The 18,465-nt window shown below is 65.1% G+C and carries 12 protein-coding genes and 1 pseudogene; 8 read left to right on the plus strand and 5 right to left on the minus strand.

Annotation, left to right across the window (positions count from 1 at the left end; all coding sequences use genetic code 11):
• The first annotated feature begins 115 nt into the window (after positions 1-115).
• From AC0L2R_RS12490 to AC0L2R_RS12515, 6 genes are all read left to right on the plus strand, one after another.
• Positions 116-5,596, plus strand: a complete 5,481-nt coding sequence (locus AC0L2R_RS12490) for an alpha-2-macroglobulin family protein (protein ID WP_473509214.1) — start codon at positions 116-118, stop codon at positions 5,594-5,596.
• A gap of 193 nt (positions 5,597-5,789) precedes the next feature.
• A complete protein-coding gene (gene pbpC / locus AC0L2R_RS12495) occupies positions 5,790-7,895 on the plus strand; it encodes a penicillin-binding protein 1C (RefSeq protein ID WP_473509216.1) in 2,106 nt (701 codons plus the stop codon).
• A 272-nt stretch (positions 7,896-8,167) separates the two neighbouring features.
• Complete coding sequence (locus AC0L2R_RS12500) at positions 8,168-9,196, plus strand: sulfate ABC transporter substrate-binding protein (RefSeq protein WP_473509217.1); 1,029 nt, start codon at positions 8,168-8,170, stop codon at positions 9,194-9,196.
• Positions 9,197-9,228: 32 nt separating this feature from the next.
• Positions 9,229-10,080 carry a sulfate ABC transporter permease subunit CysT gene (cysT, locus tag AC0L2R_RS12505; protein WP_473509219.1) on the plus strand — a complete coding sequence of 284 codons (852 nt, stop codon included), beginning with the start codon at positions 9,229-9,231 and terminating at the stop codon, positions 10,078-10,080.
• Entirely contained in the window at positions 10,073-10,957 is an 885-nt protein-coding gene (cysW, locus tag AC0L2R_RS12510) for a sulfate ABC transporter permease subunit CysW (RefSeq protein WP_023798668.1), read from the plus strand. The genes cysT and cysW overlap by 8 nt, the downstream gene beginning before the upstream one ends.
• An 80-nt stretch (positions 10,958-11,037) precedes the next feature.
• Positions 11,038-12,078 carry a sulfate/molybdate ABC transporter ATP-binding protein gene (locus tag AC0L2R_RS12515; protein ID WP_473509220.1) on the plus strand — a complete coding sequence of 347 codons (1,041 nt, stop codon included), beginning with the start codon at positions 11,038-11,040 and terminating at the stop codon, positions 12,076-12,078.
• Between the two features lie 18 nt (positions 12,079-12,096).
• On the opposite strand, the pseudogene AC0L2R_RS12520 reads toward AC0L2R_RS12515, so the two are convergent.
• A pseudogene (locus tag AC0L2R_RS12520) lies at positions 12,097-12,216 on the minus strand (type II toxin-antitoxin system VapC family toxin); the annotation flags it as partial.
• Positions 12,217-12,593: 377 nt separating this feature from the next.
• On the opposite strand from AC0L2R_RS12520, the gene AC0L2R_RS12525 reads away from it, so the two are divergent.
• The gene (locus tag AC0L2R_RS12525) at positions 12,594-13,580 is read left to right on the plus strand and encodes a sulfate ABC transporter substrate-binding protein (RefSeq protein ID WP_473509222.1); all 987 of its coding nucleotides are present in this window, start codon (positions 12,594-12,596) and stop codon (positions 13,578-13,580) included.
• A gap of 252 nt (positions 13,581-13,832) precedes the next feature.
• Positions 13,833-14,282 carry an RrF2 family transcriptional regulator gene (locus AC0L2R_RS12530; RefSeq protein ID WP_027154320.1) on the plus strand — a complete coding sequence of 150 codons (450 nt, stop codon included), beginning with the start codon at positions 13,833-13,835 and terminating at the stop codon, positions 14,280-14,282.
• Positions 14,283-14,319: 37 nt separating this feature from the next.
• Here AC0L2R_RS12530 and AC0L2R_RS12535 read toward each other — a convergent pair whose 3' ends face one another.
• Genes AC0L2R_RS12535 through AC0L2R_RS12550 form a run of 4 tightly spaced genes read right to left on the minus strand, consistent with a single transcriptional unit; the run spans position 14,320 to position 18,405 of the window.
• On the minus strand, positions 14,320-14,847 hold the full coding sequence (locus AC0L2R_RS12535; RefSeq protein ID WP_473509224.1) for a gluconokinase: 528 nt from the start codon (positions 14,845-14,847) through the stop codon (positions 14,320-14,322).
• A gap of 29 nt (positions 14,848-14,876) precedes the next feature.
• A complete protein-coding gene (locus AC0L2R_RS12540; RefSeq protein ID WP_023798663.1) occupies positions 14,877-15,863 on the minus strand; it encodes an ABC transporter permease in 987 nt (328 codons plus the stop codon).
• Positions 15,860-16,840, minus strand: a complete 981-nt coding sequence (locus AC0L2R_RS12545; protein WP_473509226.1) for an ABC transporter permease — start codon at positions 16,838-16,840, stop codon at positions 15,860-15,862. Before AC0L2R_RS12545 ends, AC0L2R_RS12540 begins: the two co-directional genes overlap by 4 nt.
• Positions 16,837-18,405, minus strand: a complete 1,569-nt coding sequence (locus tag AC0L2R_RS12550; protein ID WP_473509228.1) for a sugar ABC transporter ATP-binding protein — start codon at positions 18,403-18,405, stop codon at positions 16,837-16,839. The genes AC0L2R_RS12545 and AC0L2R_RS12550 overlap by 4 nt, the downstream gene beginning before the upstream one ends.
• Positions 18,406-18,465: the final 60 nt, after the last annotated feature.

The following is an 18,465-nucleotide window of genomic DNA, read 5'->3' on the forward strand; positions in this document are numbered from 1 at the left end:
AGGAAACCGTTGGCAGGCGGGAACCTGCCGCGTCCTTGTGTTGACAAGCTGGACCGAAGCTTGAACATGTCTGGACGTACGTGGACGTAACGTAAGCAGTGTCCGGAGGGGTGTCATGGCAATGCGCGCGGCTCGTGGTCTGTCGATTCTTTTCCTTCTCTTTTTCGCCTGGGGCAGTGTCGCGCAAGCGGCCGAAGCGCGCCGGGTGGTGACATCGGACAATTCCGATTACTTCGGCTTCGATCTCAGATCCGACCAGAACGTCAGCCTCGATCAGTGCACGACGACATGTCTTGGCGATCCCGCCTGCCGCGCCTTCACCTACAACCCCAAGGCCAAATGGTGTTTTCTCAAATCCGATTATAACACGCTGAAGCCCTTCAAGGGCGCGGTCGCCGGCAAGGTCGTCAACGTCGAAGGCGACCCCGACATCGGCGCGCCGCCGGCGCTCGCCTTCTTCCCCGCCTGGATGGCCGACCAGGCCCAGCAATACCGCAACAGGCTCACCGGCCCGGCCTACACCAAGCCCACCGAAGGGCTGACGGCGCTGCGGGAGGCGGCAAGGCAAGCGTCGCAGACCGGCGACCACCGCCTGGCCGTTCAAAAATACGAGGCTTTGGTTTCGGTATTGCCAGACGATGGCCAACTCTGGCTTGAACTGGCGCGGGAAACACTTGCCGTGCAGCCGACCGCCAACAGCGCCGAGGCGTCGACCCTGCCGGCGAACGCCACCTCCGCCGGCTTCAACGCCTACAAATTGCTGCGCACCACAAAAACCCGTGCCGAAGCGCTGGCACTGCTTGGCGACGGGCTCGATCGCCGCGACCTCGCTCGGCCGGCGCTGCAGGCCTACGAAGCGAGCCTCGCGCTGGTCAGTTCGCCCTGGGTCACGGCCGCCTATCAGGACCTCAAGGCGCGCAAGGGCTTCCGCGTCGTCGATCATACGGTCGACGCCGACACCAGCGCGCCACGCATCTGCGCGCAGTTTTCCGAAGACCTGGTTAAGACCGGCGTCGACTACGCGCAATTCGTCACCGTCGACAACGCCGCCCCCAAGGGTGTCGAGGCCAAGGACAAGCAGATCTGCGTCGAGGGGCTCGAGCACGGCCAGCATTACGACGTGACCTTCCGTCCCGGCCTGCCGGCCGCCATCGGCGAGGTGATCTCCAACCCGGTGGTGCTGTCGATCTATGTGCAGGACCGCGCCCCGTCCGCCCGTTTCACCGGCGACAGCTTCGTGCTGCCGGCCGGCGCTCGCCGCGGCATCCCGGTCGTCACCGTCAACATGAGCGCCGCCGAAATGAAGCTTTTTCGCATCGGCGATCGCTCGCTGACCCAGCTTCTGTCCGGCTACCAGTTCCTGCGCCAGCTTGACGGCTACGACATCTCCAACATTTCCGACCAGATGGGCGAGCCGGTTTGGCAGGGCCAGCTCGCCATCGCCAACGACCTGAACAAGGAGGTAACAACCTCCTTCCCGGTCGACGAAGCGCTGCCGCAGCGCAAGCCCGGCGTCTATGTGCTGACCGCGCAACCGGTCGACGAGAACGACGACGACTATGATTCGCGCGCCACGCAATGGTTCGTCGTCTCCGATATCGGCCTGTCGACCTATACCGGGCAGGACGGGCTGAACGTCTTTGCCCGTTCGCTCGCAACCGCCAAGCCGATATCAGGTGCTGAACTGACGCTGCTGGCCAGGAACAACGAGATCCTCGGCACCGCGACCACGGACGCGCAAGGCCGCGCCGTCTTCAACCCCGGACTGACGCGCGGCGACGGCGGCATGGTGCCGGCCGTGCTGACAGCCAAGCAGGGTGACAGCGACTTCGTCTTCCTCGACATGGGCCGCGCCGGCTTCGATCTTTCCGATCGCGGCGTCACCGGGCGTCCGGCGCCGGGCGCGCTCGACGTCTATGCCTGGACCGAACGCGGCATCTACCGCGCCGGCGAGGACGTCCATGTCGCAGCACTTGCCCGCGACAGCGCCGCCAAGGCGGTCGAGAACCTGCCGCTGACCTTCATCTTCACCCGTCCCGACGGCGTCGAGAACCGCCGCATCGTCAGCGACGGCGCATCGGCCGGCGGCCATGCCGTCGACCTGCCGCTCGAAGCCAACGCCATGCGCGGCACCTGGACGGTGGCGATCCACACCGACCCCAAGCAGGCGGCGGTCGCCAGCCAGATGTTTTTGGTCGAGGATTTCGTGCCGGATCGCATCGAGTTCGACCTGTCCTCCGACAGCCGCGAGATCGCGCAGGGCGAAACCGCCAACGTTACCGTCGACGGCCGCTTCCTTTATGGCGCGCCGGCCGCCGGGCTGGCGCTCGAAGGCGAACTGACGCTGTCGACCACCCGCGCCTGGGACCGCTTCAAGGGCTATTCCTTCGGCCTCGCCGACGAGCAGTCGGCGGAACCGTCAGTCACCCCGTTCACCGGCCTGCCGGTGGTCGGCGACGACGGCAAGGCGACCTTCCCGGTTTCCGTCGACCAGTTGCCCTCGACCACCAGGCTGGTCGATGCCAAGGTTACGGTCAGGATGCGCGAGACCGGCGGCCGCGCCGTCGAACGCTCGCTCAACATCGCCATCCGGCCGCAGGGCCAGATGATCGGCATCCGCCCGGATTTCGACGGCGACGAGGTGCCGCAAGGCGGCACGGCGAAGTTCGGCCTGATTGCCGTCGACCCCGACGGCAAGCGTGAGGCGCTGCAGGGCGCGCAATGGTCGCTGGTCAAGGTCGAACGCAATTACCAATGGTACCGCTCCAGCAATTCCTGGAATTATGAGCCGGTCACCTTCACCAAGTCGGTGGCCAGCGGCCAGGTCGACCTGACCGCCGACGGCGAGGCCACCGTCTCGCTGCCGGTCGACTGGGGCCGCTACCGGCTCGAGATCGAGACATCAGACCCGCGAGGCCCGGCGACCAGCTACGAATTCGACGCCGGCTGGTATGTCAGCTCCACCACCACCGAAACGCCCGACGGCCTCGAAATCGCCCTCGACAAGGACAACTATGCGGCGGGCGAAGTGGCCAGGCTCAAAGTGTCGCCGCATTTTGCCGGCGAGCTGCTCGTCATCATCGGCGCCGACAAGCTCCTGAAGACCGTCACCGCCAGCGTGCCGGCCGGCGGCAGCACCATCGACATCCCGGTCGGCGACGACTGGGGCGCGGGCGCCTATGTCACGGCAACGCTGTTCAGGCCGGGCGAGGCGCAGGAAACCCGCATGCCGGCGCGCGCGATCGGCGTCAAATGGCTGAAGGTCGATCCGGGCTCGAAAAAACTCGTGGTCAGCCTGACGCCGCCGGACAAGACCATGCCGCGCCAGCAGCTGTCGATCCCGGTTTCGGTGGCCGGCGTGCAGCCGGGCGCCAACGCCTATGTCATGGTCGCGGCCGTCGATGTCGGCATCCTCAACCTGACCAACTACAAGGTGCCGGATCCGGAGACCTGGTTCTTCGGCCAGCGCATGCTCGGCCTTGAAGTACGCGACCTCTACGGCCGCCTGATCGACGGCTCGCTGGGCACGACCGGCAAGCTGCGCAGTGGCGGCGACGGCGCCAACATCCAGTCGCAAGGCAGCCCGCCGACCGAAAAGCTGGTCGCCTTCTTCTCCGGTCCGGTCCAGCTCGACGCCGACGGCAAGGCGCGGATCGACTTCGACATCCCGCAGTTCAACGGCACCGTGCGCGTCATGGCCGTCGCCTGGACCGAGGACGGGGTCGGCCATGCCCAGTCCGACGTGATCGTGCGCGATCCGGTGGTGATCACCGCCGGCCTGCCGCGCTTCCTAGCGCCCGGCGATTCGGCCGTCATGCGGCTCGACGTCACCGACGCCGACGGTCCGGAGGGCGACTATGCGCTGTCGATCGACACGTCAGGCGATCTTTCGACCGGCGATGCCGCGCTGCCCGAAAAGCTGACGCTGGCCAAGGGCAAGCGGCAGACGCTGACCGTGCCGCTGATCGCCGAGGCGCCGGGCAACGCCTCGATCACCATCAAGCTCGCCCATGCCGACGGCACCGCTGTCGAGCAGACGCTCTATGTCCCGGTGCGCCCGGCGCAATTGCCGGTGACCACCCGCATGGTGGTCGACCTCAAGGACAAAGGCGGCTCGCTGCGCGTCGACAAGGAGCTCTTGGCGGCAAGCCTGCTCGACGGCGCTTCGGTCAGCGTCGGCGTTTCACAGGCGGCGGCCTTCGACGTGCCATCGCTGCTGATGACGCTCGACCGCTACCCCTATGGCTGCGCCGAGCAGACCACCAGCCGCGCCATGCCGCTGCTGTATGTCAACGAGATGGCGTCGGGCGCCGGCATGGCCAGCGACGCCGATCTGCACGGCCGCATCCAGGATGCCATCTACAAGGTGCTGAGCTACCAGGCCTCGGCCGGCAGCTTCGGCCTGTGGGGCCCGGGCTCCGGCGATTTGTGGCTCGACGCCTATGTCACCGACTTCCTGACCCGGGCGCGCGAGCAGAAATACGACGTGCCGGCGCTGGCGATGAACCAGGCGCTGAGCAATCTGCAAAACGCGATCGGCTATGACCAGGACGTCAAGGATCGCGGCAGCGAGATCGCCTATGCGCTCTATGTGCTGGCCCGCAACAAGAAGGCCTCGATCGGCGATCTGCGCTACTACGCCGACACCCAGCTCGAAGCCTTTACCAGCCCGATGGCCGTCGCCCAATTGGCGGCGGGCCTGGCGCTCTATGGCGACACGCAGCGCGCGGAAGCCACCTTCCAGGCCGCCCTGCAACTGGCCAATTCGAGCTCGGCATACGACTACTACAGGTCCGATTACGGCTCGCCACTGCGTGACGGCGCGGCGATGCTGGCGCTTGCCGCCGAATCCAAGCCGGTGCCGGCGATCGTGCCGGCGCTGATCAAGCGGGTGACGCAGGAACGCGCCGCCGTCAGATGGACCAGCACGCAGGACGAGTCCTGGATGCTGCTGGCGGCGCGTGCCCTGAAGGCCGGCAATGATGCGATCGCGCTGACCATCAATGGCGCGCCGCATGCCGGCGCCTATTCGGACCAGATCGCCGGCAGCGACATTGCCGACAGTCCGCTGACCGTCGCCAACACCGGCAGCAACCCGCTGCAGGCGGTCGTCACCACGGTGGCCTCGCCGATCCAGCCGTTGCCGGCCGGCGGCGACGGCTTCACCATCGGCCGCACCTACTACAAGCTCGACGGCACCGAAGCCAATGTCACGCAGGCGACCCAGAACGAACGCTATGTCGTCGTGCTCAATATCTATGAGCAGAACAAATGGCCGTCGCGGCTGGTGATCACCGATCTGCTGCCGGCCGGCTTCGAGATCGACAATCCGGGCCTGGTTTCCAGCGCCCAATTGTCGAATTTCTCCTGGCTGGCCCAGACCGACGCCGCCCATCTCGAATTCCGCGACGACCGTTTCGTCGCCGCTTTCAATCCGAACGACGGCGAAGGCGACCGCAACATCACGCTCGCCTATGTCGTGCGTGCGGTGACGCCGGGCACCTATGCCCATCCGGCGGCAACCGTCGAGGACATGTACCGGCCGCAATATTCGGCCCGCACCGCGACTGGCATGATGGAGGTCAAGGCGCCGTAAGGCAAAGATGGCGAACCATGGCGATGGCGATGCCCCTCATTGCCCTGCCGGGCATTTCTCCCCGTATAGTGACGGGGAGAAAGAGGCCTGCGCCGAAATTTTCGCCAAACTCGAACGCTGCAGAAAAGCCGCTGTGGGCCGTGACAGCCCCCTTCTCCCCGTCGCTAGACGGGGAGAAGGTGCCGGCAGGCGGATGAGGGGCAACGCGGTGCTCTCCAAGAAATTCCTGCGCCGTTCAGCCATCGCCGCCGCCTCCCTCTCCGGCTTCGTCGCGCTCGCCGCCGCCACCCTCTGGCAGCTCGACCGCGCCTTTCCGCCGCCGCTGCCGGCGGCGCTGACGGTATCGACCGAAGTCCAGGACCGCGACGGCCAGCTGTTGCGGGCCTTTGCCACGCCGGACGGCTATTGGCGGCTCGCCACCCGCCTCGATCAGGTCGACAGACAGTTCGTCGACATGCTGGTGACTTACGAGGACAAGCGCTTCTGGGACCATCGAGGCGTCGACGTGCTGGCGCTGGCCCGCGCCGCCGGCCAGTTCGTGACCAATGGCCGTATCGTCTCCGGCGGCTCGACGCTGTCGATGCAGCTCGCCCGGCTGACCGAACCGCGCGACAGCCGCAGCCTCGGCTCCAAGCTCAAGCAGCTGCTGCGCGCCCTGCAGATCGAGCGGCGGCTCAGCAAGCGCGAGATCCTCGAACGCTATCTGACGCTGGCGCCCTATGGCGGCAATCTCGAAGGCGTGCGCGCCGCCTCGCTGGCCTATTTCGGCAAGGAGCCGAAGCGGCTGGACGTCTCGGAGGCGGCGCTGCTCGTCGCGCTGCCGCAACTGCCGGAAAAGCGCCGGCCCGACCGCAACCTGGCAATCGCCCAAGCCGCCCGCGACCGGGTGCTGACGCGCATGGTCGCATCGGGCCTGCTCGGCGAGCGCGAGGCCGCACGTGCCGCGCTCGACGATGTTCCCGCCAGCCGCCGCCCGCTGCCGGCACTCGCCGCCCATGCCGCTTATGCAGTGCTGCCCCGGGCCGTCCCCGGCCACAAGCTGCGGCTGACGATCCGCAAGAGTGTCCAGGAAGGGCTGGAACAGGTGGCCAGGGATGCCGCCGCCAGGCTCGGCCCTCGCCTGTCCGTCGCCATGGTGCTAGCCGACGCCCGTACCGGCGACATCCTCGGCGAAGTCGGCTCCGCCGACTATTTCGACGCCAGCCGCTCCGGCTGGATCGACATGACCAGGATCGTCCGCTCGCCCGGTTCGACGCTAAAACCGTTCATCTACGGGCTCGCCTTCGAGCAGGGATTGGTGGCGCAGGAAACGCTGATCGACGACAGGCCGACGGATTTCTCCGGCTATCGGCCGAAGAATTTCGACATGGGCTATCAGGGCGACGTCAGCATCAGGCAGGCGCTGCAGCTGTCGCTCAACGTGCCGGCGATCAGTGTTCTCGACGCGGTCGGGCCGGCGCGGCTGCTCGCGCGCTTTCGGAAGGCCGGCGTCACGCCGATCCTGCCCGTCAACAAGGCGCCGGGTCTCGCCATCGGCCTTGGCGGCGTCGGCGTGACGCTGCGCGACCTCGTCCAGCTCTATGCCGGGCTCGCCAATGGCGGCAAGGCACACACGCTGCATGTCGGCACCGAGCCGGCGAATGCCGAGCGCTCGACCGCTACCATCCTCAACGATCAGGCGAACTGGCAGATCACCGACATATTGTCGGGCGTCAAGCCGCCCGAGGGCGCCGCCCGGCGCGGCATTGCCTACAAGACCGGCACCTCCTACGGCTACCGCGATGCCTGGTCGGTCGGCTTCGACGGGCGCTATGTGCTGGGCGTCTGGGTCGGCCGCCCCGACGCCGGCGCGGTGCCCGGCCTGTCCGGCTATGTCTCGGCCGCACCGATCCTGTTCGAGGGCTTTGTCCGCTCCGGCCTGGCTGCCGTGCCGCTGCCAGGCCAGATGGCCGGCGTCACCAGACCCAGGCGCGACGATCTGCCGGTGACATTGGCGCGCTTCGGTTCTGGCGCCGACGGCCTAGTCCAGGCGACGCCGACCGAGCCCGCGCCGACGATCATCTTTCCGCCCGACGGCGCCCACGTCGATCTCGCCGCCACCACCGCCGACGCCATGCCACTGGTGCTGAAGCTGCAAGGCGGCCGCGCCCCGTTCCGCTGGCTGGCCAATGGCAAGCCGCTGGTCGGCATCGACCGGCGGCGCACCGCGACCTGGCAGCCGGACGGCGCCGGCTATTCGACCCTGACCGTGATCGACGCGGCCGGGCGTGCGGCCAGCGTGAAAGTGTTCGTTGAATAGAATGCGCCAAGCGATTCAGGGAATTGGCTTTCCATTAGGTCGGCGAGTAAGCAGGACACGCTCGACTCCTCAGGCCATTGCCGAGGCGCGACCTGTCTCTAGATAGATTGCTTCATGTGCCCGGATTCGGCACTGCAGCGTTGCGCGGAAAGAATTTCTTCGTGATGCCGAAAGCCGGCGAAAAATTGCTTCATTAGGCCGAAAAAAGCAACATTGATTGCATCTAATTTCTACCAATTCAATAGATTGAGGTGATCTCAACGGAGGCGGAAATGACCAATCCTCATTTCAGGAAACTGCTCGGCGCACTGGTCGCCACATCTGTCCAGTTCGGCACGCTCAGTTTCGCGTTCGCCGATACCACCATCCTCAACGTGTCGTATGACCCGACGCGTGAGCTTTACAAGCAATTCGACGAGGCCTTCGCCGCCCACTGGCAGGCCGAGACCGGCGAGACGGTAACCGTCCAGCAATCGCATGGCGGCTCGGGCGCACAGGCCCGCGCCGTGATCGACGGCCTCGACGCCGACGTGGTGACGCTGGCGCTCGAAGGCGACATCAACGCCATCGTCGAGAAATCGAAGAAAATCAATCCCGACTGGCGGACCAAGTTCGAGAACAATTCGGCGCCCTACACCTCGACCATCATCTTCCTCGTCCGCAAGGGCAATCCGAAAGGTATCAAGGACTGGGGCGATCTGGTCAAGGACGACGTCCAGGTGATCACGCCCAACCCCAAGACTTCGGGCGGCGCACGCTGGAACTATCTCGCCGCCTGGGCCTATGCCAACGCCAAGGATGGCGGTGACGAGGCCAAGACCAAGGAATTCGTCGGCAATCTCTACGCGCATGTTCCGGTGCTCGACACCGGCGCGCGCGGCGCAACTGTAACTTTTGCGCAAAAAGGCCTCGGCGACGTGCTGCTGGCCTGGGAAAACGAGGCCTATCTGGCGCTCGACGAATTCGGCGCCGACAATTTCGATATCGTCTACCCGCCGACCTCGATCCTGGCCGAGCCGCCGGTCGCCGTGGTCGACGCCAATGTCGATGCCAAGGGCACGCGAAAAGTCGCCGAAGCCTATCTGAGCTACCTCTACTCCAAGGAAGGCCAGACGCTGATCGCCAAGCACCACTATCGCCCGTCGAAGCCGGATTTGGTGCCGGCCGAGGACCTCGCCAAACTGCCTGAGATCAAGCTGATCACCATCGACGATCCGCTTTTTGGCGGTTGGAAGAAAGCACAGCCTTACCATTTCGGCGACGGTGGTATATTCGACCAGATCTACAAGCCGGCCCAGTAGACCCGTTAAGCTAGATTCTAGATCAGGACGACATGACCACAGCACCCGCCAAGGCGGGGTGGCGGTTCAGACAGCCGAGCGTCATTCCGGGTTTCGGATTGACGCTCGGCTTCTCGCTTGCCTACCTCACGCTCATCATCCTCATTCCCCTGTCAGGGCTGATCTGGCGATCGGCCGCGCTTGGCTGGGCCGATTTCTGGGCGATCGCCACCGACCGCCGCACCATCAACGCGCTTGAAATCAGCTTTGGCACCGCCTTCATTGCCGCCATGGTCAATGTCGTCTTCGGCACGATCGTCGCCTGGGTGCTGGTGCGCTACAACTTTCCGGGCCGCCGCATCGTCGATGCCATGGTCGACCTGCCCTTCGCCTTGCCGACGGCGGTCGCCGGCATCGCGCTGACCACGCTCTACGCGCCGAATGGCTGGCTCGGCAGCCTGCTGGCGCCGCTCGGCGTCAAGATCGCCTATACGCCGCTCGGCATCGTCATCGCGCTGATCTTCATCGGCCTGCCTTTTGTCGTGCGCACCGTCCAGCCGATCATGGAGGAGATCGACAAGGAGGTCGAGGAAGTGGCCGCCACGCTCGGCGCCAATCGCTTCCAGACTATCGCCCGGGTTCTGCTTCCGGGCCTGGCGCCGGCCATCGTCACCGGTTTTGCGCTGGCTTTCGCGCGCGGCGTCGGCGAGTACGGCTCCGTCATCTTCATCGCCGGCAACCTGCCCTACAAATCCGAGATCGCGCCGCTTCTGATCGTCATCCGGCTGGAGGAATACAATTATGCGGCGGCGACCGCGATCGCGGCGATCATGCTCGCTTTGTCGTTCGTGATGCTGCTGGTCATCAATCTGGTGCAGACGTGGAGCCGCAAGCGCTATGGCTGATCCGGAGATCAAATCCTACGCACCGCACCACGAAAGCCAGTCGGCGGCAGTGACCGAAAGCCGCCCGGCGAAAGCCGTGCTGATGATCGTGACCTTTGCCTTCCTCGGCATTTTCCTGCTGTTGCCGCTGATCGTCGTCTTCAATGAAGCCTTCGCAAAGGGCATCGGTGCCTATACCGAGGCGCTGACCAATCCCGACACGCGTTCGGCGATCCACCTGACGCTGCTGGTGGCGGCGATCTCGGTGCCGCTCAACATCGTCTTCGGCGTCTCCGCCGCCTGGGCGATCGCCAAGTTCGAGTTCAAGGGCAAGGCCTTCCTGACCACGCTGATCGACCTGCCGTTTTCGGTATCGCCGGTCATTTCCGGCCTGGTTTATGTGCTGCTGTTCGGCGCGCAAGGCCTGTTCGGCGCCTGGCTGAAGGCGCATGGCATCGTCATCCTGTTTGCCGTGCCGGGCATCGTGCTGGCCACCATCTTCGTCACCTTCCCGTTCGTCGCCCGCGAACTGATCCCCTTGATGCAGGAGCAGGGCAATGGCGACGAGGAGGCGGCGCTGTCGCTCGGCGCCAATGGCTGGCAGGCGTTCTGGTACGTGACGCTGCCCAACGTCAAATGGGGGCTGCTCTACGGCGTCTTGTTGTGCAATGCGCGCGCCATGGGCGAGTTCGGCGCGGTCTCCGTCGTGTCGGGCCACATACGCGGACTGACCAACACCATGCCGCTGCATGTCGAAATCCTCTATAACGAATACAATGCCGCAGCCGCCTTCGCCGTCGCTTCACTGCTTGCGGGCCTGGCGCTGGTCACGCTGGTCTTGAAAACACTTCTCGAGATGCGCTACGGCGCCGAGCTCGCCGCGACGCGCGGACACTAGTGCATGTCGCCCAAAAGTGTGTAGCGGTTTTGGGGATGACGACATGCATGAAACAAAGATTTTGAAAAAAGGGACGGTTGATGGAAGTTCGCGTTGCCAACGTGCGCAAGGAGTTTGAGCGGTTTCCGGCGCTCCATGACGTTTCGCTCGACATCAAGTCCGGCGAACTGATCGCGCTGCTCGGGCCTTCCGGCTCCGGCAAGACGACGCTGCTCAGGCTGATCGCCGGGCTGGAGCGGCCGACGAAAGGCAAGATCTTCTTTGGCGAGGAGGATGCGTCGCAAAAGTCGATCCAGCAGCGCAATGTCGGCTTCGTTTTCCAGCATTATGCGCTGTTTCGCCATATGACGGTCGCCGACAATATCGGCTTCGGCCTAAAAGTTCGGCACGGGCCGTCACGGCCGTCGGCGCAGGAAATCCGCCGCCGTGCCTCAGAGCTTCTCGACCTCGTCCAGCTTTCCGGCTTGGAAAAGCGCTATCCGGCTCAGCTTTCGGGCGGCCAGCGCCAGCGCGTGGCGCTGGCCCGCGCGATGGCGATCGAACCGGCCGTGCTTTTGCTGGACGAGCCGTTCGGCGCGCTCGACGCCCAGGTCCGCCGCGAATTGCGCCGCTGGCTGCGCGACATCCATGACGCCACCGGCCACACCACGGTCTTTGTCACCCATGACCAGGAAGAAGCGCTCGAGCTTGCCGACCGCGTCGTGGTGATGAGCCAGGGCAGCATCGAGCAGGTCGGCACCGCCGACGAAATCTACGACACGCCGAATTCGCCCTTTGTCTACGGCTTCATCGGTGAATCGAGCGTGCTTCCGGTCAAGGTCGAGGACGGCCAGGTCTGGATCGCCGATCGCCCGATCGGGCTGTCGGCGCCGCAGGCGCCGCGGGGCGAAGCAACGCTGTTCTTCCGCCCGCACGATGTCGACCTGGTGGACGAATGCAATGGCTGCATCGCCGGCACGGTCGCCGCCAGCCGCCGCGTCGCCGGCACCAGACGGGTGGAGCTCGAAATCGGCGGCGAGCGCCAGCGGGTCGAGATCGAGCTGCCGGTCGACCATCCGGCGGCGCAGAAGAGCCGGGTAGCGTTCAGGCCGCGGCGCTGGAAGCTTTTTCCGGCTGCTTGATCCCCTTCCGGCGCTACTCAGCCAGTTCTCGACCTTCAGGCCCTTGATCCGGTTGAACTCTCCCATGTTGGCGGTTACCAGGGTGGTGTCCAGCGCGTAGGCGTGGGCAGCAATAAAAAGGTCGTTTTGGCCAATAGTGGCTCTGCCCGCCGGGTCTCGGATCATGTCGCTGACAAGTTGGTGTCCAGCATGAGCCGCATTAAAAAATTCTTTCGGATTTGACAGGCATGTCGTCGGTTCCGGGGAAGTCGTCCTCGGGACCGAGCGGTGGCTCTTGCGCCCATTGCGCGAGCCGCGCCGAGAGGCCAGTGTCGCGATGCAATCGTCTTGCCAACGCATGGGGACCGCTGCCCAGGTGCTTCGCAAGACCCCGGGTGAAAGAAAATCCTAGCAACGGCCTGGAATGGGAACATTTTTCTCGCGAGGGCGTGGTGAAGCCGCTCTGCGTGTCTCGTCGCCCACCATGCCTTGCCGCTATGGTGGGAATAAGCGCACTGCATCGGAGCCCTGTTTTCATGAAGCGATTTTTGCTTGGCGTCGCCACATTGGCCGGCCTGTTCCTCGCATCCTCCCAAGCCTGGTCGGCCGACAAATTGCTGAACGCGTCCTATGATGTCGGCCGCGAACTGTTTGCGCAGATCAACAAGGCCTTCGTCGCAGAGCACCCCGGCGTGACCGTCGACCAGTCGCACGCCGGGACGTCGGCGCAGGCGCGTGCCATCGCCGAAGGCCTCGGCGCCGATGTCGTCACCTTCAACCAGGTCCTCGACATCGACTTCCTGGTCTCGAAGGGGCTTATCTCCGCCGACTGGCAGAAGGACTTCCCCGACAACGCCTCGCCTTTCTATTCGCTGCCGTCCTTTTTGGTGCGCGCCGGCAACCCGAAGAACATCAAGGATTGGAACGATCTCGTGCGCGACGACGTCCAGGTGATCTTCCCCAACCCGAAAACGTCGGGCAATGCGCGCTACACCTATCTCGCGGCCATCGCCTACGCCAAGGAGGCCTTCAAGGGCGACGACGCCAAGGTCAAGGAATTCGTCACCAAGCTGTTCAACAACGTGCCGATCTTCGACTCTGGCGGGCGCGCCGCCACCACCACCTTCGTGCAGCGTGAGATCGGCGACGTGCTGATCACCTTCGAGTCGGAAACGCGCGGCGTCCGCAGGGAGTATGGCGACGACAAGTTCGAGCAGGTGACGCCCTCGGTCAGCCTGCTGGCGGAGTTTCCGGTGGCGATCGTCGACACGGTCGCCGACGAGCATGGCACGCGTGACCTCGCCAAGACCTATCTCGACTTCCTCTACACGCCGCAGGGCCAGGACATCGCCGCCCGCAACGGCCTGCGGGCTCGCGACGCGGCGGTCGCCACCAAATACAAGGCCGAGTTTCCCGACGTCCGGCTGCTGACGGTCGAAGATGTCTTCGGCGGCTGGGCCAAGATCCAGGCCGAGCATTTCGCCGCCGGCGGACTGCTCGACCAGACCTATGGCAGCCGCTGAGCCAAGCGATCTTCGAAATCGATAGAAAGCCGGCTTTTGCCGGCTTTCTTCGTTTTTCGCGCTCCGGACAGGTGATTTCCCGCACGTTCCTAGCGCGCCGTCCAAAACGTCACGAAGAATCAACGTGTTTGTGCCTACTGTGCCCGCGGACGGCTTGTTTCGCGAAACTGCATCGCGCGACAAAACGTCATGATTTGCACACAAACAACCGCCAGATGCGGGCGGTTGGGATTTTCATGAACTGAATCGGGCATGCTTACCAAAAAAGGCAAATACGGCCTCAAGGCCCTCGTACACCTGTCAGGCTTGCCGGTCGGCCAGCTGGCGTTCGTCAACGACATTGCCGTCGCCAACAACATCCCGAAGAAATTCCTGGATGCCATTCTGGGCGAATTGCGCAATGCCGGCTTCGTCCAGAGCCGCAAGGGCAAGGAAGGCGGCTATCGGCTCGCCCGGCCGGCCTCCGAGATCAAGATCGGCCATGTCGTGCGCGTCCTCGACGGGCCGCTGGCGCCGATCCCTTGCGCCAGCCGCACCCAATATCAGCGCTGCGATGATTGCGACGAGGCGACATGCCAGGTCCGGAACATGATGCTGGAGGTGCGCCATGCGATCGCCGAGGTGCTGGACAATCGCAGCCTCGCCGCCATGCGCGACGCCGACAATGACGATTTTCCAGTCGAACTGACGTCACAGATCTGATCTGGCGTCTTGAAGCGGAATCGGCGCCAGCGACCCCTCATGAATCCGACTCGAACAGGCTTGTTACGTCGGCGACGATATCGGTGATCGGGCGCGTCGCATCGAGCGTCAATGCATTCTCGTCGGCTGCCGGCGGTTCGAGCGTGGCGAACTGGCTGTCGACCAGGCTTGCCGGCATGAAATGCCCCTGGCGGGAGCCGACACGCTGCTTTGCGGTCGCGGGGTCGATTTCCAGGTAGAGGAACAAAATGTCCTGGCAAAAACCGCGCAGACGCTCGCGGTAACTGCGCTTGAGCGCCGAGCAGGCGGCGACGACGCTCTGCCCATCGCCGACCGGTCCGGCAATGCGCCGGCCGGTCGCGTCGAGCCAGCCTTCGCGCAATGCGTCGGTCAGCGGCTCGCCGCTTGCCATGCGCGCGACGTTTTCCGGTGGATGCAGCCGGTCGCCCTCGACGAAGACAGCGGCCAATGCCGCCGCCAGCGCTTCGCCGACCGCCGACTTGCCACAGCCGGCGACGCCCATCACCACGACGGCCGGTGCGGGCCGAATGCGATCGCTCTGCATTTGTGCTGTCTTTTCGTCCACGATGCGGGTCAGCGGCTGGCCGGCGCGCGGCCGTAAAGCAGGAGCATGGCGACGATGACGACGCCATAGATGATCTGCCGCCCCGCCTCCGGCATCTGCATGACGGAAAGAATGGATTGCAAAAGCGTGATCAGGATGACGCCCGCGACCGTGCCGAGATAGGAGCCGCGGCCGCCGAGGATCGAGGTGCCGCCAAGCACCACTGCAGCGATCGACGGCAGGAGATAGGCGTCGCCCATCGACTGCGCCGCCTTGGAGGCATAGCCGGCCAGAAGCACGCCGCCGAAGGCTGAGAGCCCGCCGGATACGGCGAAGGCGATCAGCACCACGCGCCGCGTGTCGATGCCGGAGAGGTAGGCGGCGCGCTCGCGGTTGCCGATGCCGTAGACCGTGCGGCCGAAGCCGGTGCGGGTCAGCACGAAAACCATCGCAGCACCGATCAGCGCCCAGATGACGACGGCATTGGGCACGCCCGGAATGGCAAAGCCGGTCGCCAGATAGCGCATCGCCCGGGTCGCCGAATCCTGTGGCGAGAAGCCGCCTGTATAGACCACCATCAGCCCTTGGGCGACGGCATTGGTGGCGAGCGTGATGATCATCGAGGGAATGCGCAGATAAGCGACGCCGATGCCGTTGACGATGCCGATCGCGACGCCGCAGAAAATGCCGAACGGGATCGCCAGCGCCACGCCGAGCGGGCCGTAGGCGGCGGCCGCACAGGCCATCATCGCGCCCGTCGCCACCGACCACGGAACCGACAGGTCGATCTGGCCAAGCAGGATGACCAGCATCATGCCGGTGGCGATGACGCCGAGAAACGACGCCACCTTGAGCTGCTGCAGCAGATATTCCGGCGACAGGAAGCTGCGCGAATAAAGGCTGCCGACAAACAGCAGCAACACGATGCAGGCAAAGGCGGTCAGCACCGCAGGGTCGGCGCGGCGGATGAATTTCGGCATGCGGCCGGCGATGCCGGCGATGGTCGTTTCGCTCACAGGAACCACTCCAGCCGGTTGCGGACCCTGAACAGGGCGAAGGCGCCGAGGCTGACGGCGATCAGCAGGATGACGCCCTGGAACAGCGGCTGCCAGAGCGGATCGAAATCGAAGACGAAGAGCAGGTCGCCGATGGTGCGGAAGGCGAGCGCGCCGAAAATCGCGCCGATGGCGCTGCCCTTGCCGCCGAACAATGAGACGCCGCCGAGCACCACGGCGGCGATCGAGAACAGCGTATAGGCATTGCCGCTGGCATAGGCCGCCTCGCCTGTATAGGTGAAGAAGGTCAGGAACAGCCCGCCAATCGCGGCCAGCAGGCCGGCCAGCGCGTAGGCGGCGAACTTGCCGCGGCGGATCGGCACGCCGGACATGTAGGCTGCCATCTCCGAAGATCCTGCGGCATAGGCCGCGCGCCCAAGCACCGAGCGGCTGAACGGCACCCAGACGACGAGCACGATGGCCAGCAGCGCCACCAGGCTCGCCGGCACCACGCCGAACAGCCGCCCGGTCAGCGCGTCGGCAAGATCCTCATTGACCGAACCGCCCGGGAACGGTCGCAGCAGCAGCGCGATGCCGAAATAGACCGCGCCGGTGGCGATGCTGGTGACGATCGGCTGCAGCCGTCCGTAGATGACGATGGCGCCGTTGATCGCCCCGCACAGCAGCCCGGTGCCGAGCACCGCGACGACACCGAACGCGGTCTCGATGCCGGTGCCGATGACCAGCCATGAGGCCAGGCAGTTGGTCAGCAGAAAGATCATGCCGACGGAAAGGTCGATGCCGGCGGTGATCACCACCAGCGTCTGCGCCATGGCGACGAAGGCAAGCAGCACGCCTTTGTTGGAAGCCGTCTGCACGACATTGGCGGTAAAGCCGGCCGGATGGTTCGAGGTGTAGATCGTGAACATCACGATGAAGATACCGAACGCCAGCAGCGTTCCGCGTTGTTCGGCAAGCCAGTAGCGCCAATCCTTCACGCGTCTGCTCCTCGGGCTGGCGTCTTCGCCATGCCTCTGACGGGCATCTCTTCGCCATGGATGTTGAGCGCGCTGGCGATCAGCGCCCGCTCGGTGATCTCGGCGCCGACCAGCTCGCGCTTGACCGCTCCGTCATAGAGCACCAGCACCCGGTCGCAGCAGCCGATCAGCTCGTCATAGTCGGTCGAGTAAAACAGGATCGCCGCGCCCTGGTCGGCGAGCTTGCGCATCAGCTGATACAGTTCCTGCTTGGTGCCGACGTCGATGCCGCGCGTCGGGTCGTTGAGCAGGATGATGCGCGGCTGCCGCATCAGCCATTTGGCGATGACCACCTTCTGCTGGTTGCCGCCGGACAGCGCGCCAACCGGGATGTCGAGGCCGGCCGTCTTGATCGCCAGCAGGGCGACCATTTCGTCGATCAGCCGCTGTTCGGCGGCACGGTCGATGATGCCGGCCCTGGACAACCGGTCGAGTGCGGCGAAGGAGAGGTTTTCGCGCACCGTCATTGGCAGCATCAGGCCTTCGGTCTTGCGGTCCTCCGGGATCAGCGCCATGCCGATCCGGTCACTGCGGGCCTTGGCAGGGCTGGCGATCGCCACCGGCTTGCCGTCGATCAGTATCTGGCCGCTGAGGCCGCGCAGCACGCCGAAGAAGGCGAGCAGCAATTCGCGCTGGCCCTGGCCGTCGAGGCCGCCGAGGCCGACGACCTCGCCTGCCCCGACCGTGAGCGAGATATTGTCCAGCCGGTCGGTCCACGACAGTTTTCGCGCCTCAAGCACCGGAGCGGTTATAGCCGGGGCGCGCACCGGCTTCGGTGGAAAAATATGGCTGTATTCGCGGCCGATCATCAGCTCGACGACTTCGTTGTCGCTCTTCGAGCCCGCAGCATAGCTGGCGACGTTGCGGCCGTTGCGGTACACCGTGCACTGGTCGGCCAGTTCGGCGATCTCGTTCATCCGATGCGAGATGTAGAGCAGCGCCAACCCTTCCGAGCGCAGCCGCTTCAAGACGCCAAAAATCTTGGCGACGTCGGCCGCGGTCAGCGCCGAGGTCGCCTCGTCGAGGATCAGGATGCGCGGCTTCCTGGCAAGTGCTTTGGCGATCTCGACCATCTGCCGTCTTGAAAGCGGAAGATCCTTGACCAGCGCCAGCGGGTGGATGTCGGCGGCGCCTGCACGCGCCAGGGCTTCCTCCGCGATGCGCCGCTGCGCCTTGCGGTCGATCATGCCGAACCGTTTCGGCGGATCGGAAATGACGATGTTGTCGGCGACGCTGAGTTCGGGGACGAGCGACAATTCCTGGAAGATGCAGACGATGCCGGCCTGGTTGGCCGCGGCCGGCGACGCGAAGCTCACCTCGCTTCCGTCCAGCATCATGCGGCCTTCGTCAGGCGCGACGACGCCGGCCATGACCTTGATCAGCGTCGATTTGCCGGCGCCGTTTTCGCCGAGGATAGCGTGGATGCTGCCTGGCGTGACCGAAAGCTCGGCCTTTTCCAGCGCCCGCACACCGCCATAGCGCTTGGATATGCCCTCCATGCGGAAGAGCGGAACCGCACCGTCCATCGGCCCCTCCCAAGGCGCTTGTTCTTCGGGACCGGCGCCACGGAATACCCGCGGCGCCGA

It is taken from the genome of Mesorhizobium sp. WSM4820 (assembly GCF_055811075.1).